The sequence below is a fragment of the Pseudomonas sp. genome (genome assembly GCF_032058845.1).
Lineage (GTDB): Bacteria > Pseudomonadota > Gammaproteobacteria > Pseudomonadales > Pseudomonadaceae > Aquipseudomonas.
Genome location: NZ_DAMCCR010000002.1, coordinates 63191 through 87843 on the forward strand (window position 1 = coordinate 63191; position 24653 = coordinate 87843).

At 50.4% G+C, this 24653-nt stretch carries 19 protein-coding genes; 3 read left to right on the forward strand and 16 right to left on the reverse strand.

Annotated features, from left to right (window positions below; genetic code table 11):
- Positions 1-1103: 1103 nt before the first annotated feature.
- Genes RT028_RS00820 through RT028_RS00835 form a run of 4 tightly spaced genes read right to left on the reverse strand, consistent with a single transcriptional unit; the run spans position 1104 to position 4999 of the window.
- The gene (locus tag RT028_RS00820; RefSeq protein ID WP_312931335.1) at positions 1104-1712 is read right to left on the reverse strand and encodes a hypothetical protein; all 609 of its coding nucleotides are present in this window, start codon (positions 1710-1712) and stop codon (positions 1104-1106) included.
- Between the two features lies 1 nt (position 1713).
- Entirely contained in the window at positions 1714-1842 is a 129-nt protein-coding gene (locus RT028_RS00825; protein WP_259638484.1) for a hypothetical protein, read from the reverse strand.
- Between the two features lie 54 nt (positions 1843-1896).
- Positions 1897-2376, reverse strand: coding sequence for a hypothetical protein (locus RT028_RS00830; RefSeq protein WP_312931339.1), 480 nt, complete (start codon positions 2374-2376; stop codon positions 1897-1899).
- Between the two features lie 13 nt (positions 2377-2389).
- Entirely contained in the window at positions 2390-4999 is a 2610-nt protein-coding gene (locus RT028_RS00835) for a DotA/TraY family protein (RefSeq protein ID WP_312931341.1), read from the reverse strand.
- 265 nt (positions 5000-5264) lie between these two features.
- Here RT028_RS00835 and RT028_RS00840 point away from each other — a divergent pair, with 265 nt between their 5' ends.
- The gene (locus tag RT028_RS00840; protein WP_312931342.1) at positions 5265-5849 is read left to right on the forward strand and encodes a hypothetical protein; all 585 of its coding nucleotides are present in this window, start codon (positions 5265-5267) and stop codon (positions 5847-5849) included.
- Positions 5850-5854: 5 nt separating this feature from the next.
- Here the strand turns inward: RT028_RS00840 and RT028_RS00845 are convergent, their stop codons facing one another.
- The 5 genes from RT028_RS00845 to RT028_RS00865 all read right to left on the reverse strand — a co-directional run bounded on the left by RT028_RS00845 (position 5855) and on the right by RT028_RS00865 (position 11280).
- A complete protein-coding gene (locus RT028_RS00845) occupies positions 5855-6232 on the reverse strand; it encodes a hypothetical protein (RefSeq protein ID WP_312931345.1) in 378 nt (125 codons plus the stop codon).
- Between the two features lie 10 nt (positions 6233-6242).
- Positions 6243-8660: a TraI/MobA(P) family conjugative relaxase gene (gene traI, locus RT028_RS00850; RefSeq protein WP_312931347.1), complete on the reverse strand. Its 2418-nt coding sequence runs from the start codon at positions 8658-8660 to the stop codon at positions 6243-6245.
- A 2-nt stretch (positions 8661-8662) separates the two neighbouring features.
- Positions 8663-8977, reverse strand: a complete 315-nt coding sequence (mobA, locus tag RT028_RS00855) for a plasmid mobilization protein MobA (protein WP_005768895.1) — start codon at positions 8975-8977, stop codon at positions 8663-8665.
- A 776-nt stretch (positions 8978-9753) separates the two neighbouring features.
- Positions 9754-10449, reverse strand: coding sequence for a hypothetical protein (locus tag RT028_RS00860; RefSeq protein ID WP_312931351.1), 696 nt, complete (start codon positions 10447-10449; stop codon positions 9754-9756).
- Positions 10450-11280 (reverse strand): HAD-IA family hydrolase, encoded by an 831-nt coding sequence (locus RT028_RS00865; protein ID WP_312931353.1) that lies wholly within the window; start codon positions 11278-11280, stop codon positions 10450-10452.
- Positions 11281-12007: 727 nt separating this feature from the next.
- Here RT028_RS00865 and RT028_RS00870 point away from each other — a divergent pair.
- Positions 12008-15001: an Eco57I restriction-modification methylase domain-containing protein gene (locus RT028_RS00870; protein WP_312931354.1), complete on the forward strand. Its 2994-nt coding sequence runs from the start codon at positions 12008-12010 to the stop codon at positions 14999-15001.
- A gap of 48 nt (positions 15002-15049) precedes the next feature.
- Here RT028_RS00870 and RT028_RS00875 read toward each other — a convergent pair whose 3' ends face one another.
- The 6 genes from RT028_RS00875 to RT028_RS00900 all read right to left on the reverse strand — a co-directional run bounded on the left by RT028_RS00875 (position 15050) and on the right by RT028_RS00900 (position 21192).
- On the reverse strand, positions 15050-15460 hold the full coding sequence (locus tag RT028_RS00875; RefSeq protein WP_312931357.1) for a hypothetical protein: 411 nt from the start codon (positions 15458-15460) through the stop codon (positions 15050-15052).
- A gap of 568 nt (positions 15461-16028) precedes the next feature.
- Positions 16029-17663 carry an Eco57I restriction-modification methylase domain-containing protein gene (locus RT028_RS00880; RefSeq protein WP_312931359.1) on the reverse strand — a complete coding sequence of 545 codons (1635 nt, stop codon included), beginning with the start codon at positions 17661-17663 and terminating at the stop codon, positions 16029-16031.
- Positions 17660-17857, reverse strand: a complete 198-nt coding sequence (locus tag RT028_RS00885; RefSeq protein ID WP_080164426.1) for a hypothetical protein — start codon at positions 17855-17857, stop codon at positions 17660-17662. Before RT028_RS00885 ends, RT028_RS00880 begins: the two co-directional genes overlap by 4 nt.
- 874 nt (positions 17858-18731) lie before the next feature.
- On the reverse strand, positions 18732-19502 hold the full coding sequence (locus tag RT028_RS00890; protein WP_044324966.1) for a hypothetical protein: 771 nt from the start codon (positions 19500-19502) through the stop codon (positions 18732-18734).
- Between the two features lie 373 nt (positions 19503-19875).
- Positions 19876-20094 carry a helix-turn-helix transcriptional regulator gene (locus tag RT028_RS00895; RefSeq protein WP_004642391.1) on the reverse strand — a complete coding sequence of 73 codons (219 nt, stop codon included), beginning with the start codon at positions 20092-20094 and terminating at the stop codon, positions 19876-19878.
- Between the two features lie 348 nt (positions 20095-20442).
- Positions 20443-21192 carry a phosphatase PAP2 family protein gene (locus tag RT028_RS00900; RefSeq protein ID WP_312931367.1) on the reverse strand — a complete coding sequence of 250 codons (750 nt, stop codon included), beginning with the start codon at positions 21190-21192 and terminating at the stop codon, positions 20443-20445.
- A 361-nt stretch (positions 21193-21553) separates the two neighbouring features.
- On the opposite strand from RT028_RS00900, the gene RT028_RS00905 reads away from it, so the two are divergent.
- Positions 21554-23221, forward strand: a complete 1668-nt coding sequence (locus RT028_RS00905) for a phosphoethanolamine--lipid A transferase (RefSeq protein WP_312931370.1) — start codon at positions 21554-21556, stop codon at positions 23219-23221.
- A 140-nt stretch (positions 23222-23361) separates the two neighbouring features.
- Here RT028_RS00905 and RT028_RS00910 read toward each other — a convergent pair whose 3' ends face one another.
- Positions 23362-24309 (reverse strand): AraC family transcriptional regulator, encoded by a 948-nt coding sequence (locus tag RT028_RS00910; RefSeq protein ID WP_312931373.1) that lies wholly within the window; start codon positions 24307-24309, stop codon positions 23362-23364.
- Between the last annotated feature and the right edge of the window lie 344 nt (positions 24310-24653).

Genomic DNA, 24653 nt, shown 5'->3' on the forward strand with positions numbered 1-24653 from the left:
TTTTATTTGGTTCTCGCATTCCTTGTAAAAGTCATGCGTGGCAAGCATCGTTGGCCAAGCGTCCCCGAGCAAGGCTGCTGGAGTTTCCCCTAGCTCCTCTGTGATGAACCGACTAAGCATGGGGAAAAGTGCCGCTATAGAGGCTTGGATGCTGCTGATAGGGTCGGTAGGATGAAGGTGTTCCAAAGCATTCCGACAGTCGCGCAAAGGCAGGATTGCCTGCCAGTCGTGACTAACACCTAAGCTTTCAAGCCTTGCCTTAATCATCCCTGTATTTATGGTGTCTCGAACGTGCGGCGTTGGTGACCAAGATATGTCACCCGTGTCCGTGATACTAGGAAGTATAGACGTTGGTATGTAGATCAATGCTTGGGCTTGTTCGGGTGTTTTGGCGAGGGACGCTATTTTATATTTGAATAGCAGCAAGACGCCTGCGTATATATTTCTAGCCGCAGAAATAGCTCTGGTAGTTTTTCCAGGTGTATCGCGACTTATCACAAAGTCTTCCACTCCTAACTGTATAGAGCTAACGGCGTTCTTTCGTATCTCATCAATATTGAACATATCGGATTTTGTATGCTTGCGATTGCTACTTCTGGACATTGTCGCTTCCTTGTCTGGCGCGTACTTCTGGATATTCGCGGAGGGTCTACATATTACGCATATGCTTACTGAAATTGGGAACATGACAGATGGTTTGCCAGAGCCAAGTCGGCTCCAATGTTCCCTGGGGCGCTATCTCGAATCAGCCAGACAACGCGTGGAGGCCGGGTCAAGGGCCGCCGCACCGGCTCATCGGGCCTGCCCGATGAACGGAGCGCCGGGGCGAAGCCTTCACCCTTGATGCGGTTGTAACGCCCCCAGCCTCTGCAAGGGTAGCTGATGGGTGCTTTTCCCGTCAGCTACCCGCCGCGTCGCAAGGCAGACTTGGGGCGTCCAGAGGGGCAACGCCCCTTTGGCCCGAGCGGAGCGGATGAGATTGTCTCGACGGGATTTTCGAGACGCGGCCTCACGAGCCAAAAACTCATCAGCAGCGTATTCGAGTGCGGCCCAATATGTTGGATCTAAAATCAGCAGCTCGCCTTTGACAAACTTATGCGCAATCATGCCTCCACCCCTGGAAGCCAAAGGCCACGCGTCACAAACTGCGTGAATGCGCCTTCGACGTACAATGTTCCGGTGTGTACCTGCCAAGCCCGATAGCTCCACTTGATAGCAAGGATCGAGAAAGGTACGGCCATCGACAAGATGCTAATGCAGGTCATCGCCATGCCGCCTGTTGCGAGGCTGTACAAGGCAATCAAAGGGCAAAGCGCAGCTAGTATCCAAAACATCCGAGATTGTCGTGTGTGTGATTTGATCAAGCCCATCTGCTCTTGTTCGCTCATGCCATTGAGTCGGGCACGACCCTTTTTGCTAATGAGGGGAATCACCACCTCATTGATTGAGTGTGGATCGCGCTTGGTAAAAACGCCGAAGCCACAGCCACCCGAACAAGTCCACGGGTAAAGCGCATTTTTGTCTGGCTCTGCGTCTTTGTGAACGAACATCACTCCCCTGTCGCACGCAGGGCAATGCGGGTTTCTGATCGTGTTCACCAGGTCTTTTAAATGCTGATGGTTTGTGGAGATGTTACGCCATCCGAAAATCGAAAGAGGCATAGAAACGAACGTGAATTTTGCAGCCTTTTTTGCAGTTTTCAAAATCGTCATTTCAAAGCACCTTACGCGCACTGCGGCGACGTTTTACAGGAATATTTGTTAGGACTTTTTCAGCAACAGCGATGAGCACCGCCATGATGCCCTGAGAGGGCGATTCTTCTACATCACATCTTTGTTTCATGGTTCCGATCTCCAAGGTCGTTGGTACAGACTACTAGCCTACGGGCTGCGAAAATTACTCTGATGGGGCACAGTGCGGGATGTGCAGCTTTTCTCGTCTGTGTGCTTCGATTATTCGATCACACCACCCTTGCATTACCTCGCAAATGTGAGGTGAAAGTTGTATAAGGACAGGTTCCTGAGCGGGAGCAGTGCGTATATAACCACCATCCAACCAACTTTTGGAAAGCTCGCAATAGCGCAGAACGACTTTGTTTATTTCTTTATCATTTGCATTTCCTAAGCCATGCATTGTGCTCATTGCAATAATCGCAAGACTAGACATTGCAAAGTTTGCCTCTTTTATGGTCTTTGCCTGCTGTTCATTTTCTTTTTTAAGCTGGGCATAGCCCGCTTTCCATTTATTATTAACCTCGATCCATTGGCTATTTGCATCTTCAAAACCTGCGTCGTAACCTTCATTGCGTCCTTTTTGGTAACCCTGCCTGCGGCCGATAATGACCCCAGTGGTTTCTGCATTAAAGTCATATGACATGATTTCAATTCCTTTAAGAAATTATGGGCTTGTCGTCGTCTGCGTTACGGTCCTGACCATTGAGTTTTTTGACTTCGGACGAAGAATTTTTTCCATCTGATTTCGCAGGATTAGCGGAAGTCTCAGGCAAAACACCACCTCGTGGGCCCAGCAGCAGACTTTCATCATCTCGGCCACCGGGCCGAGTCGAGAGTTCAGCAGAGGACGCACCACCTAATGATTCATCAGCCATATTAGGAGCAACGCCTTGTGGGCCTATGTTAAGTGGAGCCCCACCGTCTTTTCGGCCACCTCGATCACCACCATGGTTATTACCGCTGTCATCTCGAAGGCCAGATGTTCCTCCTCCGGGAATTGGCTTTGTTCCGCCACTATGGCCGCCCAAGCTGCTTGGCCCGAATTTTTCTGTGTTGCTTCGCATCTCACTAGTAGCCTGCGTCGACCCCATAGAGTCGATGCCGATGCCGATCCATTTCAAGACAACATCCGGCAGAGTCTGAGATAGTCCAAAGATCATGTAGATGACAGGCAGCAATAGCAGTCCATACATGATTAACCAGTTGCGCCACTGGAAGAACTCAACAAACCACCCCAAAGATTCCGCACTGGTCACGTTGGCTGCATGCATCGCCCAAAATGCTTTACTGATGTACAGCAGAATTGGATTTGCTATCGCCATCGCTGCAAACAAACCAAAAACAATCAGTACAGGTCGTGCAAACAGGGACAACAACATCAAATAACCTTGGGTCTGCGATCCAACAAACGAACGTTCTGGCGTCATGTGCATCAATGCCCATAGTGGCGCAGCCACAACTGCTTGCAGAACACCAAGCACCCAGCCGACCACGGCAATAATGAAAATGGTATAGGGCAGTGACGGCAGAAACACACCGAAGTAAAATGCTAATACTCCTACCCAGCTGGCGACTTCGACCAGTGGTTTCAAGAAATTGTAGATTACCCATTCAAGCAACGTGTCAGCTAGCGGGGTAGCGTCAACGCTAGTCCCGAAAAACGATACTGATCCAACCCCAGCTGCAACCGCCTTGGCACCTGATAACGCAGTATGCACGATACGATTAGTTGTAATAGCAGATGCCTGCATAAGGGCCAGAACATCACCAGTAGTCTTGATCCGAGAAATTGCGTCAACATCGCCATCCGTGCCAATCAGCGTGGCCGTAACGCGTTCCATACCCCAGCCCATGAAGTTACTCATAATGCTGTCACCACGGCTACCCAAGGTGTCGACATTCAAATCATCCAGCGATGCCGGAGCTAAAGCAGCTTTAATATCTGCTGCATTTGGCGTTACGGGTGGTTTGTAGCTTGAACCATCAAGCGACTTGCTAATAATTGCTTGATACACCGTTTGGTAACTATTTAATGCCAGCCGACTCGCGGCGTCTTTAGGCAGCATATTTAGGTTTGGCTGCGTTGCAACTGCAACAGGCTCTGCATACATAGCCCCCATCTCTTGCCTAATGCCGGAGAGACGTTGATAAAAGCCCCCTGCCATTGCCCAGCCGTCTTCAGTTACATCCTCGACGTACTTAACCATTATCCTTTGTAGCGTTGCATCATTCGTCATTTGGGACGTTAGATTTTGAGTAAGCGTATTCTGGGCTTGGTTGATAATTAGGTTAAAGCGGTCACTCTTCACCGTATCCCATCCGGTCTTGGTGATATCCGTGGGCCAAGTGTTCACCCATGCATCAATATCAGACATTACCTTGTTCATGGCGATGACTTTAGCGTTTAGCGTGGCATGGCGTACCGCTTGCATCGCGGCCTTATTGTTAGTAATCGTAGCAGGATCAAAAATTGAACCAGTAGAGGTTGAAGTTGTTATCAGCTCCGTAGGAACGCTAAAGCTATAGACCTTGATCGATCCACAAATTGGCGTGCCACCGCCAAGGTTGGTGGCCGTATTGCGATCTTTGATGAGATACGTCGCAGCCTGTCGTCCTATGCCGTCATCTACCTTGGAGTCAGGGGTTGAGAGTGCTTGTACAGCGGTAGGCTGGTCAAGCGAGCCGTAAATAGCATTGAGGGATCGGGCGCACCAGCTCGACGCCAAATAGGATTGGCCAAACTGGCGAATGTCGTACAACGGATAACTGGGGTTAGGCTTCGCGCCACTACCAAATCCAAGCTGGCTACTAACGCTGCTGAGCGAGCCGTTAACAATCCCGTTTTCAACACCGGCCTTGAATACGCCGTTGGCAAAACCAATACCCCAAAGTCCAATTGTCAGCACGATGATCTGGATTATCGAATAGCCGCTTGAAGCGGGCAGTAGGGCTCCACCACCGAACACGATACGCAGTGGAGTCCAAAGCGAACTCCATGCCTTCCCCATCGCTTCGCCCTCATTAGCCGTGTTGGCGACGCCGACAACGGCGATATACGAAACGAATAAGGACGCGAGTATCAGCAGACCAGAGTTGTATTGCACGAACATCGAGGCTAGCACGTTAGAACTGGCAGTAACAGTTTCTGGATCATTACCTTGTGCCAAGGCGTCAATGACCGGCCCAAAGACTGCTCTAAGTACTCCTACACTTGCATCTGAGCAACTGCTTGCGCCGTCCGTTGTGTCGCACGGTGAAAAGGGCATTCCTGCCATCTGGAAAATCTCGCGGGGGAATTCACGAGAGAGTCTATAGGCCCACTGCATCCTTTAAAAGACAGGCAAAAATTGGACATGGACTATAGTCCACTTATTAAGGACTAAGCTCCATCAACTAGTTGTTTACAAAGTAAAAAATATATTTTGCAGTATTGAAACCGCATCTAGTAGGCGATAGATAATAATGTGTATTTAAGGAGGACTGTCACGTAGACTCCAGCATCCCGAAATTTGCCAGCAGATACGGTGAAAAGTGAGATTCAAGCTAAAGTATCAAGACAATAAAACATTAGGTATCCAGTACATTGGCAACCCCGTAGCTTGCGTTCGCCTTCTCGATGAAACGACCGAGAGCGGCAACCAGAAGCAAAGCTATGTCTGCACGATCAGTCGATGGGATACCAAGCTGCCAGAACATGCAGTCCAATTGCTGACAAAGGTTGAAGTCGAGGAGTGGAAGGCATGGAAGGCGGCCCACGATGCTGCGTTCAGACGTAAGCAGCTCGAAGCATCACTGGATGCCTTACCTCTTACGTTGAGCTATGCAGCTACCGCCTTGAGTGAGGAAGCGTGTACCGTCGATGAAGCACAGAAAACCGCTATTTGGTTGGCTTTGGACGCACTCAGTCGTGCGATGGTGAAAGCTGGGATAGATCGTCCTACAAGGGGGCGCGGTCGGCCATCTTCGACAAAATTGGCTTCCCCAGAAATAGGAATGCCCATAATGCCGAACCTAGAACAACTCGGCTCCCCGCTTGAGTGTGCCTATCGGGGGATAGTGGAACGCTACAAAGCGTTACAGGCACGCTGCGTCGCAAAAAAATCAGATGCTGATTAGATGCCTTAAAATTTTTTACCCCAGACAGCGAGCCGTTCTCTCATCAATTGGCCGTCGCGCCGCATTTCTGTACGCAGGTCGTCCAGTTCCCCTGGGGTGAGCGAACAATAAAGCGACCTCGAGGGTGGCTCGTCGGTTGTGCGCTGCCCATCGACCCCTTCCGGGTCGAACTGCTCTCTATCGAATGTCATACCGCATACCTCTACATATCCAAAATTCGCATGGCACTCACGCCCCCAAGGATCATGCACCCACAAGTCACCAAAACCGTCCCGAACGACGTAATACGCGCCGGGGTCGTTACGAACCATGAGCGGCAAGACATCGTCGAAATCTTGCGTTTCCGGGTTGAACCGCCACACGTACTTAATTCTATCGAGCATGGTGCCACCCTCACATATCCAAATCCTGCGAGTCCCTGTTCAATGAGTTCTGACGCTCACGCTCTTGCTCTTTCTGACGCTGCTGCAACCGCTGGGCTTCGGTCTGCCGTGCTGCTCGCTGATCGTCCTGATTCAGTGCTACTGGCTCACTATCCACGTGCGTATTCATCAACGTTTGCCTCGCATAATCGCACTTTTTTGTCCAAGCATTTACTGATGAATCATGCGTTTCTAAAGCCTGACTCCAAGCATCGTCTCTTAACTTAATAGCGTCGGGATGATCGCTGTTCAAGTGATCGCGCCGAGCCTCTGATGGGCGCTCTACGTTCTTGCGAAAATGATTGTCCCACTGCATGGCCTTGCCCTTCGCCATGTGTCGGCCAATGAAGCCGCCCGCCTTCTCCGGGTCTGGCCGTTTGCCCCACGACTCCCGGTGTGTACGATCCAGTCTAGACCGATACTGAGCCACATCAGCCTCGACAGCATCCATCTCAACATAATCACGGACTGGCCGAACCGGTGCCGGTGCTGATAGCGCCTGCCGCGCCTCACCTCGCGTCATAGCAGCCTGCCGGGGCGCTTTCTTGGGCTCATGTTGCGCACGGATAACACCGACCTGCTGTTGATCCTCTATGAAGCGCTGACGCGTCTGGTCAATGTCGGCCTTGATGGCGTCTTTGCGTTGCTGTTCAAGCTCAGGATCAGCAAACCGCACATCCAGCCGTCGCTCAACCGCGGTCGCAAGCACTCTATCCCTGAATTCCTGCCCGCCGTACACCGCTACAGCGCCGAATTTCTCCTTCGCCAGCAACAACCCTAATTCAATGCTATCCGCATCGTTGCGGCTGTCCTTGTTGAAAGTGATCCTCTGTCCTTCATCCCGGAACGCCAACCGATCATTGACCGAATAGTTAACAGCACCATTCGAACGATCAACGGCCCACGTAACACGCTCAGAAAGCCTTGCAGGCCGTGCTGGGTCAAGATCGCTATCCGAAGTAGCCGCAAAATATGGCTGTTTTACGTCTGTAATATTTAACTCTTCCTGCCGTTTCCCTTTGCGTTTGTCTGCGTACGCAAATCCCCGAAGTTGCGCTATAGCTGCTGGATCGCCAGCTTCTGCACGATCTGTCACCCAGTCTCGATAACAGGGGCATTTCTCTTTTTTGAAACTGGTATTTTCGGCCTTAATTATAGCCTTTAATTCGTCTCGTTTAGCCGCAACCGTAAACGCTGCCACAGATGTAAGTGCCTTACGCTGATTACCATCTAACCCGCTTGTTCGGATCGCTTCCCTCGTTGCATTAAACTGATCTGTGAGCGACTTACGCCGTAGCTTCTGGCTATTGACTAGTTCAGCTTTAGCCGGGGCTTTCGTGGCCTTCCACTCATCAACAAACCCGTCATACTTACCACGCAGCTCTGCGCGTTCTTCGGCTCGCTTCTCACGGTTTTCTGTTCGCTTAGCTGGATCACGCAACGGACGATACTTGCTATAGATCTGCTTCTCTTCCGCGTCCCGATCAAAGTCCCGGATTTGAAATTGTTCATACGGGCCAAGCTGCTTTATAAGCTTACCGCCGCCAAGCTCCATAGCGGACGCCTTGATACAGATTCTTGGGTCTGCGGCGCTATGCACTCGGAACGCATTCATCTTGTCACTTGTAGGCCGAAGCTCCAAACCATGCTTAGACAAAGCACGATGTAGGGACTGCCAAGAAGAATCCGACTTTTGTAATACCGCTTTAGCGTCATTTTTCGGCTCAGCCTGCGCATATGTGTAAAGCGACTCATTACCTGTATGCTGTTCCATATCTTTGACCTTAGTAGGACGGCGTATGCGCCTCTCTGCTTGCTCCTTACGGTACTCTTTTGCCGAACTCTTAGCCCAATCTACAACCTTGTTTCCGTCCTTTTCATGAACAGAAAACGGTCCATTATCATGCTTCCATCCTTGGCTAAGCTCAATCTCCCTCATTGTTCTGTCGAGCTTGTAAAAGTCCCGGTCTGGGTAGACAGCTTTGTAGGTTTCAGGATTCACACGATTGACCATTAAATGTACATGATGATTATCGGTATCACGATGTACAGCGGCAACGAACTGGTGGTCCTGCATGCCTATCGCTTTCATTGCGTCCTGGCATGCCTCGAACGCTTGTCTATTTGTAGGCTTCTCGTCCCTCTGCCAAGAGATAACCGCGTGGTAAACCGGATCTTTAACCCGACCATTCATGTCCGCAACAGCCAGCATTTCACGCCAAGCAGTGTCACGGTCTAAACAGTTCGTCTCGACTGACAGCCTGTGACGCAACCGACCCTTAATCTCGCCGGTTTCCGAGTCGATAACGTCGCGCTCCTCAATGTACTTTTGCAGACTTTTAAAGCTGCTCTTTCCATCGTTGCGCTTGTCGGGTACCTTCGCCAGCATTTTTAACCCTCGATCCTCTGAATCGCGCGTTTTATGTTAACCAAAATTTCGCCGTACTCTTTGGAGACATGTCCACCAGCTGTATGCCCGCCGCCCTCAGTAAATAGATGCTTTTGCAGCCCTCCAAGACGACGCAGTTCGTTTATTACTTGGCTGTCTATAGTCGAACGTGTTTTGCGTTTCAACGCTGCGCAGCGCAGGAATTCCGAAATGCTTACTCCGCTATCAATGGCCTTTTCTTTGATCTTGTCTGCCTCTTCCGGCAAACAGCGTAACTTGAGGTTTACTGTGCGCTTACGGTTCTCACTTGATGACATAAACAACCCCTAGACAACAAACGGTCATGCTATTAACTGGCCGCATTGCGGCGGGGTCTCGGGGCGAAGCCCTGAGCAGGGGAAAAGGTTAGGCCCGCAGAACGAGCGCAGCGAGTGGAGCGGGCCGGTGGCCTAACGACGCGAAGCGGCGGTGGGACAAACCCTACCCTGTCCACTAGTGAAACTAAGCTAAACTAAAAAACGTGTCAACAACAGTGCTTTTAAAAAAACAAAAAACATAAACCACAACTATCACCACACTGCCGCTACACTTTCACCACATTGTTACCACAATACTGCCACACTTCAACCACACTTCAACCACATTGTTACCACATTGTTACCACAATGCTGCCACACTTCAACCACGTTGTTACCACACTGCCACCACACAACTAACACATAGTTACCATATTACTAGCGAACACCCCCCCTCGATGCCGAGCTGGAGGTTCGTCAAATATCAGCAACTGGAGCAGCCAATCTACAGCGGAAACATCAAGGCGTTAAAAGGACCAATTGCAGAGCTGCATGGGAGACGTTCGCATGATTTTTGAGCGAGCTCGACAAGTTTGCTATACTGGACTAGGGTACTACACGGTTATAGAGCAAGAATAGAATTAGTATAAGTTTTGCAAAACGGTAGAATTAAACCATATGACTAAGATGAAGCGAAGCTAGACACATGAGGCCAATGGGCGGGTAACATAAAAGGCGGCGAACATCTCGACGCCTTTGACGTTTACATTAAACTTATCGAGTGCATATTAAGGATTTTAGCAACGAGGCAAGATACTCCAGTGGCCAGCAACCAAAACCGCCTGCCTCCCAGTGTAAGGATCAATGACAACTGATCCTGGAACACCCACGGTTTTACTGAGGATGTGTTGAGTGTAGTTCTCGCATATTTTACGGGCCTCAAGGATATCTTCTTTGGGGAGAAGTAGGTGTGATGGGTTCGATGGTGAATATCCTGCTTGAACAGGAGACGGCCTGATTCCTATTCCAAGAGTAAGCGCTAGTGCAATTATCGCTATAAATAATAGGCCATAAAACCCATCCATTTTGTGTCTTGAATGCACCTTTAAGTTTATGAATGGAATGACAAATGGGCTACGGGCTGAAACACAAGTCCCTAATTTAACTGAAATGTTGGATTGGTTAAGTTCGCCCTCAGCACTGATACCCGCCGTCACGGATCCCTCAAGCAATCGGTGATACCAAAGCCTATCCATCAGGTAAAATGCCATTAGTGGTACAAGCGCTGCTGCAACGATTAAGGAAGCGCTTGATACATTGAGGCCAGCAACTGTTACGAACCCCCCGTCCTTGATAGCGTAGCCACCCAATCCCAAGAATGCACCCGTGACGATCAATGTGAAGTTTCTTATTCGCAATTCTAAGTCATTGAAATGCTGCTGAACGTCCACGATTTTTTTCCATACTTCAACTTTCGCTGCTAGCTCGTCCATTTATAGGCCTATTATGTCTAGTATCTCACTGAATGATTTAGCGGCTGTATATGTGGGTAGAATTACGCCGGGACGAAGAGCATTCTTTTCCTTCTCCACCATCTCCTTAGTCCAGTGCGTCACCTTCTTCAACAACTCATATTCTTCTTCCCTATGCTGCGCTGCACCATAACCAGCATAAACGTCGGTTACGCCAGCCTGTTGTGCCATAAAAACATCTTTGAGTAGATTGTCACCTATATACAAAGCATCGTCAGCTTTGAATCCCAGCTCTTCGATAATGCTCAGCAAGATATGTGGGTTAGGTTTCGATTCATTTTCCGGCGTGAACCTGTGCTCTGTATGTATCAGTTCGGTCGTTGTGGAGTTCTTATCATCCGGCAGAACGTGATCTTTGGGAGAGTATATAAAATCAACAACCTCATCCAACCCTAGCTTTCTGAATCGAGTATTGGTGTAAAATGCTTTCGATTCTGTAAATGCAGCAACTGTTATCCCTTTCCCCTTTAAAGTGTCTAGAGTAGCTCTCACGCCCGGATACAGAATAAGAGTGCTAGATCGTGACTCTCTAAATTTTTGAATTGCCGGCTGCATTACCTCTCTAACTTTCTCTCCGTACATCATCTTGAATGATGGCAGCTCACTTAAAACAAAAGAGTATTCGCTCGTCCCATGCTTTTGATGCAATTTACTACACTCTTCATAGTAAACTTCCGGATCAATTCCAGATATTTCGATAGCTTTTATACTCATTGCCGAAAAACTTTTGTACCACATGTGCTGCCAGTCAAAAAGCGTGTTATCTACATCTGTTATTAATAGCTTTTTCATAACCTTCCTTATTTACATCCTGGGGATTTACAATCCTAGCACTTTCCCAATTGCTGAGAACCGTGAAATCGCTTATTGCCGCAGCTGATTACTCAGCTGCCGAAGTTTCTTTGCCCCAAGCCTGTGGCCGCTGAAGCCAGATTTACGAAATAGAATACGTTGCCCTTGTCCACTGCGTGCGGACTTTGACCCCCAACATTAGCTGGATTCATGATTCTATGCACACGCTCCAGCGCTCGGGGAGCGTGACCAGCTCTTGCCACATGAGCTTGCAGCTCAAAGGTAGCCCCGGCTGTCTTCTTACGCCAACTGGGGACCGCACAAAATAGGATCAAGCATTTTCATCAGTTCCTGCACCTCATCGCTCCACAGACACCCGTGGAAGACGCAAGGAAGGGTACAATCACCGCCACGAAGGACGTAGGCTGGAGAGACGCAAACGGGCCCCAATCTACCTCCGGCTTTGATTGAAAAACACCATAAGCCCCCCAAAGCACGCTCCAAATGCTCATTCACCAGATAAGGAGATCTTAAGATTGCCAAATATTCATACCCAAGCGTCGGCTTTCTGGGAAATTGATGCATCTCCAAAATATAGTCATCGTGTGATATTTCGAGTGAGTCGACCGCTGAGAATCTCTTGCTTTTCAAGGCCCCCACACGATCAGAACTTGGGCACGTCGTGCCTAGGAACGCTTCCTGACAGAATTTAATTTAAGATACGATAATGACTCCACTACTGAAATTGCAGAACCTAATTGAAAAATATCGAAGCAATCTAGCCCATTATCAATCTGGTCGCTACAATGAGACTCAGTTAAGAACTGACTTCTTAGACCAATTATTTACAATCTTGGGCTGGGACATCACGAATGCTAATGGAAAGACGACAAGTGAGAGAGAAGTGTTAGTCGAGGAAGGCCTACGCGTTAGGGCAGGTGACAACACCAAAAAACCTGACTATACATTTCGTCTTTTTTCCGAACGCAAATTTTTTGTTGAAGCAAAAAAACCACACGTCCAAATCCATGTTGACGCAGAATCAGCTAAGCAGGTCCGTCGCTACGGGTTCACTGCTAAACTCAAAATATCGGTCCTGACAAATTTTGAGTACACAGCGATATATGACTGCTCACATCCAGTTTCGGAAAATGACTCTGCGAACAACTCTAGGATAAAAATATATCATTACACTGAACTTGTAGACCACTTTGAGGAAATCAAACTTCTTATCGGTAGAGAAAGCGTTTATTCTGGTCAGTTCGACGATCAATGGGCCAGTATCGAAAGCCAGATTGCTCGATTTAGCGTTGACGATCTTTTCCTACAACAAATTAATGGATGGCGTCTGATTCTTGCCAGTGAATTTATCACGATAAAACCCGAGCTAAGCGAGGAAGAGCTAAACGACTTAACCCAGAACTATATAAATAGCATTGTATTTCTCAGAGTTTGTGAAGATCGAGACCTTGAAGATTACGAAACCCTTTATCTTCTGGCTAAAACCAAAGACTTTAAGTCCCTAATCCAAAAGCTCAGAAACTCTGACAAGAAATACAACTCTGGATTATTTGCCTTATCACACATAAACACTCTAATAAACAACGCTGACTCTTGCATCTGGCCGATAATTGAGGAACTATATTTCCCTCAAAGCACATATTCATTCTCAGTATTCTCATCCGAAATCTTAGGGAATATTTATGAGGTTTTTCTAAGTGAAAGAATACGAATTAACGCTGATGGTAAAATTGAGTTACAGCCTAAAAAGGACCATATCGACAGAGATGTGGTTACAACGCCCGGTCACATTGTACGAGATATAATCCGAAATTCTGCCGTTGAGTTTTGCAGAAACAAAACGGACGAACAAATTTTAAATTCAAAATTTGCTGATATAGCCTGTGGCTCAGGTGCTTTTCTTCTTGAACTGTTCCAGGCATTACAAGATATTCTTATTGATTACTACATCGTCCATGACAAGAGCAAGCTTCAGCAACTTACACCCCACAGCTTCAAATTAAAACTATGTGTAAAAAAAGAAATCCTGACGAAATGTATATACGGCATCGACAAAGATTTCAACGCGGTTAAAGCTTGCTCATTCGGCCTACTTTTAAAGCTCCTTGAAGGTGAGTCAAAGGACACAATTGAGTTAAATACATCAATTTTACCAAACATCGATAACAATATTTTGTTTGGCAACAGCTTGATTGACTCAAGTGACAACATCAAAACTACTGACGCGATTACTGTTAATCCTTTCAATATTGAACATCGGTTTGACGTCATCATAGGCAACCCTCCCTATATGGCAACTGAGCATATGAAACAGCTCACCCCCCTGGAGCTACCAATCTACAAAAACAAGTATAAATCGGCACATAAGCAGTTTGACAAATACTTCCTATTTGTTGAGCGCTCTATGCAACTACTAAAAGATGAAGGCTTTCTAGGCTATATCCTTCCTTCCAAGTTTACCAAAGTAGGGGCGGGCCAGGGCTTACGAAAACTTCTTACAGAGCAAAAATACCTTAGCAAACTTATCTCGTTTGGCGCTAGCCAGGTATTTAAGGATAAAACTACTTACACCTGCTTACTTTTTTTGAAGAAATCCAAACAAACAAACTTTGATTTTTACGAGGTGAAAGACTACAGGAAGTGGCTTACTCGCGAAGAGAGTTTCGCAGATGCAATCACCTATGACTCAGCTAAACTTGACTCAGATACCTGGATTCTCGAAAAAGAGACAAATGAAATTTTACAACTGATGTATAGTAAATCTGAGTTATTGGGAACGATCCTTGGGAAGAAAGCGATCGCTAATGGGATTCAAACAAGCGCTAACGAGTTTTATGTTCACAAAGAGATAAAATCAGAAAACGGTGATATCTATTTCACATATGACGGAGAGACATACTGCGTTGAAAAAGAGCTTACCAGGCCTTACTTTGAAACCCAGCGCACAGGCGATGAGCATTTCTATACATATAAAGATGTCGAACCCAACGCATTTGTAATATATCCCTACGTAAAAAAATCCAACGCCATACAATTTGTTAAATATGATGATATGAAAACACGCTACCCTAAGATGTTTACTTTCCTTGAAAAACTGCAAAAGCATTTGGATAACGGAAAGCGATCAATCAAGCCAGACCCTGCCACTCCAAATGAATGGTATAGATATGGCCGCAGTCAAGGCCTTGAAAACTGTGATGTCCCCAAAAAATTGATAGTAGGGGTGTTGTCAAACGGCTACAAATACTCGATAGATGAACATCAAACTTTTGTATCATCAGGAGGGACCGCAGGTTACAGCATAATAAACGTACCTACTTCTTGTAACTATTCCATTTATTATATACAGGCTATTTTGTCATCCAAGTATTTAGAATGGTTTGCGTCTATCTATGGCGAAGTGTTCAGAGGCGGTTTTGTCGCTCGCGGGACTAAAGTTCAAACACGCATGCCCATTCCTAAAATAGATTTCGACGACGCCAGCCAGAAAGCCAAGCATGATCGAATTGCAGACCTACAATTAGAAATGAACAAACGTTACGCTGAAATTTCTAGGTCTACAGAGCGTACTCAAATAATTCTGCAACGCCAATTCGAAACGATGTGTGAGAAAATGGGTCTTCTCATCCAACAATTGTTTGACTTAGGTGATTTCGATAAACATATACCTTCTGTTAAAGAAATTTACCGCTCCCTCTGAGAAAGGTTTGGGGCGAAACCTTGTAGTTCGCCCCAACCTCATAAATTACTATGAGATATTTATTTGGTATTGATAGTTTTCATTCTGGGCTTCATAAAGGGTAAGAGTCTTACCAATCAGCCCTTCAATTTTGATCACACCCACAGCATTTCCCCAATGCAAACCTGTTGTATAGTTACCCTGATCAGACTCCCATGAAGGCTTATGACTCAAGTCTAACGAATATATACCAAAAGGTCGCCCCTCGATAACAAGATTAAAGCTAGCACTAGCCATTTCTTTGTCATCTACAGGCTGCCAGTTTAACTTTGCGAAGACAGTGTTACGGAAATAAGTCGTTTGATCAATCCCATAGCCAGCTTGCGTTAACCGCAACACACCAGATGCGTTAGATTTAGTTAGCAACTGTAGATCACCACGGGGGATATTCTTCTTTTCCCAAACCATTACTAACGGCATTTTAGCTCCTTATAGTTGGCATTTATCTCGGATGTTACAAGAATCCGAAGTTTTCAGAACGAATGTTACTGATCTGGCTACCCGCCATCCAGGCGGCCGGCCGAGGTGCAGCTCGCTGGCGTTGTCAGTAGCAAGCGATCCTCACGCTCGGAAGAGTATGCCGTACTAGGGTGCCGTACAAGCTTGCTAAGGTCATCCACAGCCAAAGCCTCAGGGCAGCGGACACTGGAACGTTATCCGCCGGGGGCGGCCTAGGGAGAGCAACAGCGGATGGCGCGCCTTCCGCCGACGATCGTGAGAGCCCGACAGGCTAACCCGACTGAGGTTTGGGATTTCGAACTTCTGACAAGTACCTTACTGAGATTGAATCAGCCCTCAAAGATTTCGACCTATAGCTGCGGGCTAATTTGATGCGCTATTGCGTTAGGTTGGATCTAATCAGAACTACTTTACGATGAGGGTAGGCACAAGCCCTTATACAAGGTAGCACCTAAGTAGGTTATTGTATTAATGCGCTCGTTCGGTGTGAACCGAACGAGGATGATGCAAATAGTTTGGGAGAAGTATTTTAGCCGTCTTGCGAAACCCTTTGCCGACGATTCCGCATAAAGACCCAAGCAGATGCGATGTCCTCGACCTGTGAAATATGCAATCCAGCATTCCTCAATACCTCACAACCGTGAGTTAAGATCGCGTTACGCATAGAGGTTCTTTTAACATTTTCATTTAGTGCTTTAAGAGTTGATATCTGATGTTTGGGCGAAACTATGATTAACTTTTCAATCTCAGAAGGCACTAATTCTAATACACCACCACCATATGTGCGCCCTTCTAGCTCAGCGCTTAACGCGGTTAATGGATTAACAAAGGCAGAAACAATCCCCTCCGCTGGCTGCTGTAAAGATCTAATTCTATAAGCCGTGTCAGTTGTGTAAGCTTTCGCTTCATTTAGTATTAGACGGGGTGCGTCATGGCAACGCTTCAACATTCCAATATCCGTGGTATAAACGGATGGAACCGTATACCAGCATCGCCGCACACTACACTTATATCGGTTTTGCAAGTCTTGAGACTCGCCATAACTTATGTAAGCAGCTATTTCTGCATGATAATTAGCGCTTCCCTCAGGAAACCAAAGAAAATTTGATGGAAGCCCACGATCACGGTTTTGTAAATGCTGGAATTCATCGTAAATTATACCTGGACAGTGCTCACTGCGACCGAACATTTTGTGAGCCCAGCGCTGCAGACCAAATTTCTCTACAGTTTCGTCATCAACCAAGAAAAATTTATTTGCACCAGTGACTATTCCAACATCGACCTCGGCAACATCTTTGAAGCGATCTATTCTGGGCAAAGTCTCAACCTCATCCAGTAAATCCCTCACTGATGGTTTCAGGAAAGCAATGGTCCACTTTCCACCCAAAGCTTTCCCAGTCACAGGTTCTGCTCTATCAAAAACAGCTTGGGGATTCTCACTCAAAAAACTGCGACCAGTCACAGGCAGCAGCCCAAGCCCTTCATTAGGCTGTGAAATGTTAGCTTTTTTCTCAGCCATAAGAATGACTGCGCCTTGTAGTGTGCCCTCAAACCAGATTTCCTCTGGATCGATGATCACTAACTTCTTACATTCTTTGGCGAGAAAAGTCCTCAGTGACTGCGCATGAAGTACATGTATCAACTCGGAGGGCAGTACCATGGCTAAACGACCGCCTGGCTTTAACAAAGCAATGGACGCTAGAACAAAAGGCACCCACGCATTTGTGTGCTTTGTAAACTTGCAGCCAAGCATCTTAAAAACTTTTTCAGCCGTAGCCTGAAATAACTCTGGCAAGTATTGATATCGGATAAATGGGGGGTTTCCCACTACACCATCAAACTGTTCTTTGTCTCCACCTAATCGCGGAAGAGCCCATGCTAGAAAGTCAGCATTAACTACATCTGTTTTGAACTCAAAGCCATCTGATAATGACCTTGATTTGGCCGCCTCTATAAAATCTAGTTCAAAAGCTGAGACAATTGAGCTTTTTGAAAAACCCACACTATCAAAAGCCTTCAGAAAAACCCCATCACCACAACTGGGCTCAAGAACGATTTTTGCGCCAGATTGCTGAACCCAACGAGCCAGAAACGTAGCTATATCAAGGGGAGTGTAATATCCACCTCGTAGTTTTTGCTCTGTTTCATTAACCATAAAATTCATTTTTTCACCGCTTTGGATACAGCCGTATTCCCAGTACCCGAAACGAACGCATTTCGTTCAGTGACGTGCTTTTCAGCAGCTTCAATAAACCAATGCTTCAGTGTTACCCCATCAGCAGCCAATACAGAGTAAAGACTGCGCTTAAAGTCCGGATCGATTTCGATCACCACACGACCAGAATTACCTTTAGCCATTTTGTAAATTACCCTATTAGCTTATAGCGCCTATGTTACATAACATACCATACATAACACGCATGCGCAATTAGCTTAAGTATGTATAGATGCCTCGGCTCCCTTTCAGCAACGCTTTTAGTAAGCGGCCGAATTGAGTTTTCGTTACGCCGTAAGTTGAGCCAACGGCAGCGATTGCTCATCCCTCCTCGTTAAGTTATCCACGCTGAAACACTAACAATTCTTCACTGAGTCCGGTCGCGCGTGAGACCTGACGCCTCGCTCGCTCGTTGTCGGCCGGACGACAACGCCGGGATTGCTACGCTATCCCCGCTTCGCCGCCCAGCTCAATGGAGCCCAGAGGGATGCCGCCTGGCGCCGCCCGTGAGCATGACCTCACTGAAGGCATAACGGCGCAAAGCTTCATGTTTTTTTAACTAAGCCAGCGCGCAAACGCGCCCGGTTGAGTCCTGGGCCGGCTTGCCGGACTGGGACGATTTATCCGGGTCTTAGCGCCCCGAAGGGGTGGCCGCAGGCCAGGGCAGGTGAGCTTCATCCACCTGTGCCGCTTAGACGGGCTGTCACGCTGTCGTGAGGGCTCAATTCCGCGCTGTGCCATAGGCACGAAGTGCGCGGTGCATTACTGCTCTTCGAGGTTTCAACACCTCGGAAAGCTCTTTCTTTTACCGAAGGTGGTTACTGACAGGGCTATAAAATTCCATTAATTTCAAGGCTATTACCAACGCAAGTGCAAACGAGGGACAAATCTGTGTCTTTTCAGCACACGTGGGCCTGAGATTCGTGGGGGACACCGCCTCTTCGCCACAGGCCACCAAATCGCAGGCGCGACGAAGCCTCCGCCAAAGCGGATACAAACTGAGAAGGCTGAAGTGGCCTATCCGGCTTTCTTGGCGACCGACGCCACAAGTCGCTCTAGAGCACTCGTCAAATCGTTAGATCCCTTGCGACTTGGCGGAGAGTCCTGCCTTGGGGACGCCGACCGAGACTCTTTCGTGCGGGCAGCATCACCGTCCCGTGCTTCTTTGGCTTGCCAGCGCTTGCGCGATACCTCACGCCGCAGCAGTTCCTTGGAGTGACGTTCCATGTCTGCCTGTCGACGTTGGCCCAATTCACGCAGTTGCGCCTCACGCTTCTTTTTGGCCGAGTGCTGAACGCGCTCGAAGACGTAGGCCAGGCCCAAGTCTTTCCAGAACTGTTTGGTAAAGCGAATCAGAACGCGGGTACGAACCAAATTCAGCCCGCTATCGTCTTTTTCATCAAGGCGGATTCGCTCAATTCGACGATACACATAGCCAGCCTCGTCAAGCGTCTTGAACAGCCGACAAAGCACCGGTGAGGAGACGCCTTCGGAGTCTTCGGCAATTTTGCGTTGGGTATTGAGCACATAGCGCCCGGACTCAGGATCGATGAACCCGAGTACTCCGGTGGCCAAGTCCAACCGCACCAGCAATTGCTCAGCAACTCGCTCGATCACTTGAAATTTTTCAACACGAGTACGTCGATCACCGTGCACGGTATCAAGCCGACGCAGATACTGACCTCGGTAGCTGACGATGTTGCTAAGACGCTCGTACGCTGAACGGATGAGCGGATTCTTGAGCTGCTGATTGGAGAGGTGTCTAGGGGCTGCGTACTGGGCAGGCATATTCCGCACGGGGCGTCGCAGTGCAGAGTGGGGATCGGAAGGCGAAAGCCTCGCGGCTTTGTGGAGGGTCATCCCTCACCTCCAAAGCACCCTGGGTTGTACTGAACAATCTGTCTAATCCGATTGAGTGCATATGACTTGCTCCCACCTTCAAGACGATGAAACATCGGACTCAGCTTTTTTGAATTTTCCATCGGGCACATCGCCTCTGTGCGTCAAAGCACACCTACTTGCGAACAGCAGGGATGGGAGCTAGGATGCTAACTAGTCGATAGCTACATCGTAATGTCGTCCCTCAACCGCCAAGCTGAGGAACGCGCCACACCCCTGCTGTAGTCACCAGAAGCCCGCTTGCCAAAGCGGGCTTCTGCATTCAGGGGGTCTGCCGAGCGGCGGATTCGGTTGTCGAGTGTCGTTTAGCTGTTTTGGACTCGAGCCAATGATCAAGATCATGCTCGAACCAGCCTACTATCCCGCCGCTCAGTTGCACCGAGGCCGGGAAGGACGGGTCGTTCCGCTCAAGACGCCAAAGTGTGGAAGGGTTTATGCCCCCTAGTTTTTTGCAAACGGCTTTGCGGCGAATGATCTGCATGGCTACCTCTGCGCTCTATCAATTGCATGCAGTGTCAGCAGAGGGCATTCCCAGGTCACGGATTCCGGCTTTATTATTTTCGTGCTCGAAAATCCGTGGTTCACAGGCTCCATCAAAGGCGGTGTGGGGACGGGGGCAGCTAACGGTTGCGAAAAGGTAGCAAGCACCAAAGTGTATATGGAGGTGACTATATTTTTATCATCCGCACGTGAAACCCATTGATTTTGGGCCCCATAGGCCAGATATACGGTTTAACGTGTAAGCCGCTGCGTGTTGCACCACGACAAAGCCCCCATCAGGGGGCTTTGTCGTTTCCGAAGGCAAACCATCAAAGTGCGCCAGGATCGTTCAGCGCCCGATGCGCACCGCCCCGCGCAAGCCCTCCCCTCTCGCTCGCTCACCTGCGGGTCGATACACCAGCGCGCGATAGCACAGCACGCAGATCATCCAGTCAATCAACAGCGTCCAGAGATTGTGCGACAGGAAATGCGCCCCTTGGGCCATGCGTCCCAGTGACAGTACCGCACCCAGGCTCAGCGCCAGCACCAGCGCCACCTGCGCCGCCCTGGGCCGGCGGTCACGCAGCGCGAAGAACAGCGCCAGCAGCGAGAAACCAGTGGAGGCGTGGCCGCCTGGCCAGCACAGACCAGGCTTGAGGGTTTCGGCGCGGTGGGCGAGTAATGGCGTATAGGTTTCGCTGCCGCCGAAGTCACTCAGGCTCCAGGGGCAATGCACGCCCGTGGCGATCTTCAGCGGCATCACCACCGAGGTGGTCAGGCTCAAAGCCAGCACTACATAACCCAAGACCCTGCGCCACTGGCGCAGCGGTGGATGAAACCAGCTGACCACAAAGGCCACGAACAGCAGCACCGCCAGCACGATCACTGCCTGCTTGACGCGGTCATGCAGGATGTTTTCCAGCCAGTAGCTGTTGCGGCCAATGAAACCTGTGCCGGGCTGGTAGAACAGATGGGCCAGCTGGAAGTCGATGGGGGTCATGTCGAACAACAGCATCAACCCCATCAACAGCAGAGGAATGCCCAGCGCCAGGCGAAAATTGAACGGCCGCGAGGCAGTGGACGAAAACGCGATAGCCATGCAGAAACTCCGCTAACAAAGGAAATGACGCAGCGCTCGGCGAAAGGCTTCGGCTGCCGTCGAAAGGCGCGCAGTCACTCAGGATTGCCGCGCAAAGACCGTGGATCGATTTCGGCGCGACATTAGTTCGACAGGTCTGCCCAAGGAGTGAAAAGATTGTAAAAAATCCGTTTAAAAGGGTGTCGCAGAAGATTCTAAATAATCATTCATAAAGTGCGCACAGACTTTAATAATTTCCCTAAAAACAATTACACTTTCTGCAAAAAGCTTTCACGAAAACTTGATGATTGGCGGCATAGAGTCAGCGCCATCCAAGAACGGCTCGCGCCTCTGCTCCTCTCCCTTTTCTGAAAGTACTCCCATGCTCAACATCAAACCTGTGCGCCCTGAAGTCGTGACGGTACTTGCCAGTGGGTTTCTCCTGGCAGCCTTCAACCTGCCGCTCTGGCAACACCTCGATAGCATCACCGGTTCGGGCGGCGCGGGCTGGCAGCCGGCCATGGCGTTCGCCGTCATGCTGTTCGGTGTGTTCACGGCGATACTCACCTGGCTGGCATTGCCAAAACTGTTGAAACCGGTAGTGATCACACTGTTCATGGTCAGTGCCGGTGTCACTTATTTCATGAATCGCTATGGCATCATGATCGACGTGGGCATGTTACGTAATACTGTGCAAACCAATGCCACAGAAGTACGCGACCTACTCTCCCCGACACTCTTTACTTATATCGTGCTATTAGGCGTATTACCGTCGGCACTGCTCTGGCGAACGCCCATCAACTACCGCGCGGTATTACCCAGCCTGTTCAGCAAGGCGTTGGTTACAGCCGCTTGCGCTGCACTGATCACGGCAGCGGGCTTGATCAACTACCAGGGGTTGTCGTCAATGTTGCGCAACCACCATGAACTTCGGCTGCTGGTGGTACCCAGCAACTATATCGGCGCATCGGTCAATTACCTGCGTGAGCAATGGGCCACCGCACAGACGCCGTTCACCCCTGTCGGTGAAGATGCCGTGCGCGCCCGAACAGTCAGCCCGCAGGCGCGCAAATCCTTGACCGTGCTGGTGGTGGGTGAAAGCGCCCGCGCGGAAAACTTCAGCCTGCTGGGCTATGGTCGCCAGACCAATCCTGAACTGAGCAAAGAGCAAGGCCTGCTGGCCTTTACCGACATGCATTCCTGCGGCACGGAAACCGCCGTGTCGGTGCCCTGCATGTTCTCCAACCTCGGCCGTGCAGGCTACAGCGCTGCGGCGGTGAGCAATCGAGAGGGCTTGCTCGATGTGCTCAAGCGGGCTGGCGTGCAGGTGATCTGGCGCGATAATCAGTCCGGCTGCAAAGGCACCTGCGCCAGCGCCACGGTGCAAGACGTCAGCAGCGCCAAGGACCCTGCGCTGTGCGCCGACCACGAGTGCCGCGACGAAATCCTCCTGCAAGGCCTGCAGAACACGATCGATCATCTCGATCAGGACACCGTGCTGGTCCTGCACCAGATGGGCAGCCACGGCCCGGAATACTACAAGCGCTACCCAGCGGCCTTCGAGCGTTTCTCGCCGGTGTGCAAAAGCAACGCACTGGACCAATGCAGCCGCGACAGCATCGTGAATGCCTACGACAACACCCTGCTCTACACCGACCACGTCCTCGCGCAACTGATCGACACCCTGCGCAAGAACCAGGACCGCGTCGACACCGCCATGGTCTATCTGTCGGACCACGGCGAATCACTGGGCGAATACAACCTGTTCCTGCACGGCACCCCGTACATGCTCGCGCCCGATCAGCAGAAACACGTACCGCTGCTGGTCTGGCTGTCGCCGTCATACCAGAAGAGCACGGGGCTCGACATGACCTGCCTGGAGCACGCGCGCAACGCACCGCTGAGCCAGGACAACCTGTTCCATTCCATGCTGGGGTTGCTGAGCGTGCAGACGCGGGTCTATGCGCCGGGGCTGGACCTGTTCGCCGGCTGCCGGCCTGCCCACCTGGCGGGCAACCTCCCGATCAAGACGCTGGCTGCAACGAACTAGGCCCGCGCAGGCAGCACCCACCACGCTACACGGGATCAACACCCGCAGGCAGCGAGCACTGACGGCTCAGTGACCCGCCTGAACGGACTGCCCAGCATAGCTCGAGCTCGGCCTGATGCTCAGCGCCGGCCGCACGCTGTCTAGGCCTCCGCTCCCGGCGGATGTCCGAAATGCGCCTTGTACGCGTGGCTGAAGTTGGCCGGATTGGCGTAGCCCAGGCGGAAAGCGATCTGCGCCACCTGCCATTTGCCCTGACGCAGCAAGGTGCGCGCCAGCTCCATGCGCGCCTGGCGCAGGTACTGCAGCATCGACTGGCCATAGACGTTGACGAACGCCCGACGCAGGGTGGTTTCGCCCACCCCGAGCTGCCGTGCCAGGTCCACGCTGCCCGGCGGGTCGAGCAAGTGTGTGTCGAGGATGCCGCGGGCCTGATGGGCGATGTCACGTTGCCCCCGCGGTGCGGGCCCGGGCCGGGTCGGTTCGCCTTTGAGAAAGGTGGCCAGTTCCACCAGCACCGCGAGGCTCAGGCTTTCCTGATTCAAGCGCTCCAGCGCGCCTTCGTAAGGCGAGTGATACAGCCGTTCCAGCAATACGCCCAAGGTCTTGCAGCGGTTGAACTCGACCAGTTGCACGCCGCCCTGGAGCAGGTCCAGCAAGGGCCGTAGCGCAGCGTCCTCTTCGGCCAGCTCATGCAGAAAATCCCCGGCGATGCGCAGACCGGCCATGCGTGCGTGGCTGCCGGCGGGCAGCTGGTCGACCGCCTCCATGCTTTCGCTCAAGCCCAGGCAGTGAGTACCGCCCAGCGTGTAGCGGTTCAGTTGCCCGTCGACCCGGTGCTGCCACTGGCCATCGAGCACCTGGACCAGGCACAGACTGCCCGGCAAGACCTTGTCGATCCGCACCGGCTCGGGGAACTGCAGGTTGCAGTCGAAGTACTGCAAATGCGGACGCACCGTGCGCGCCCGGTAATGACCGATTGCGCTGCCGACCATGTGCTGCGCGCTGTCGTCCAGCACGCCCGCCTGGGCCAGGACGCCGGGGTGGTCGTAGACGAAGTGCGTATCCAGGTAAGGGTTCCAGCGTTTCATCAGTCGCGTATCCACGGGTGCTGCAAGACGGTGTGCAGGTTGACGCCGTCACAGCGGCTGCAGTGTGCGTTGTGAGCGACGGCTTGTTTGTTGTGCGCCGCGGCCCAGGTGCTTGGCAGATCGTTTGAGGTTGCCTTCAATACGGCCCTGGCGTGCCCGCTATCCAGACAGGGCGGTTTGATTGTACCTGCCATGGCCGTGCGTCGCGCTGCGCGGACCCTGTTCGGGACAGTCTCGAACTCAGGGCGCACTGGCCCTCTTGCATGAGGCCCGGCCATTGTCACCTGCACAGCCGCGCAGCCATTACGTGCGGCGCAATGGGGTCTTCCCGGCGCAGTAGACCG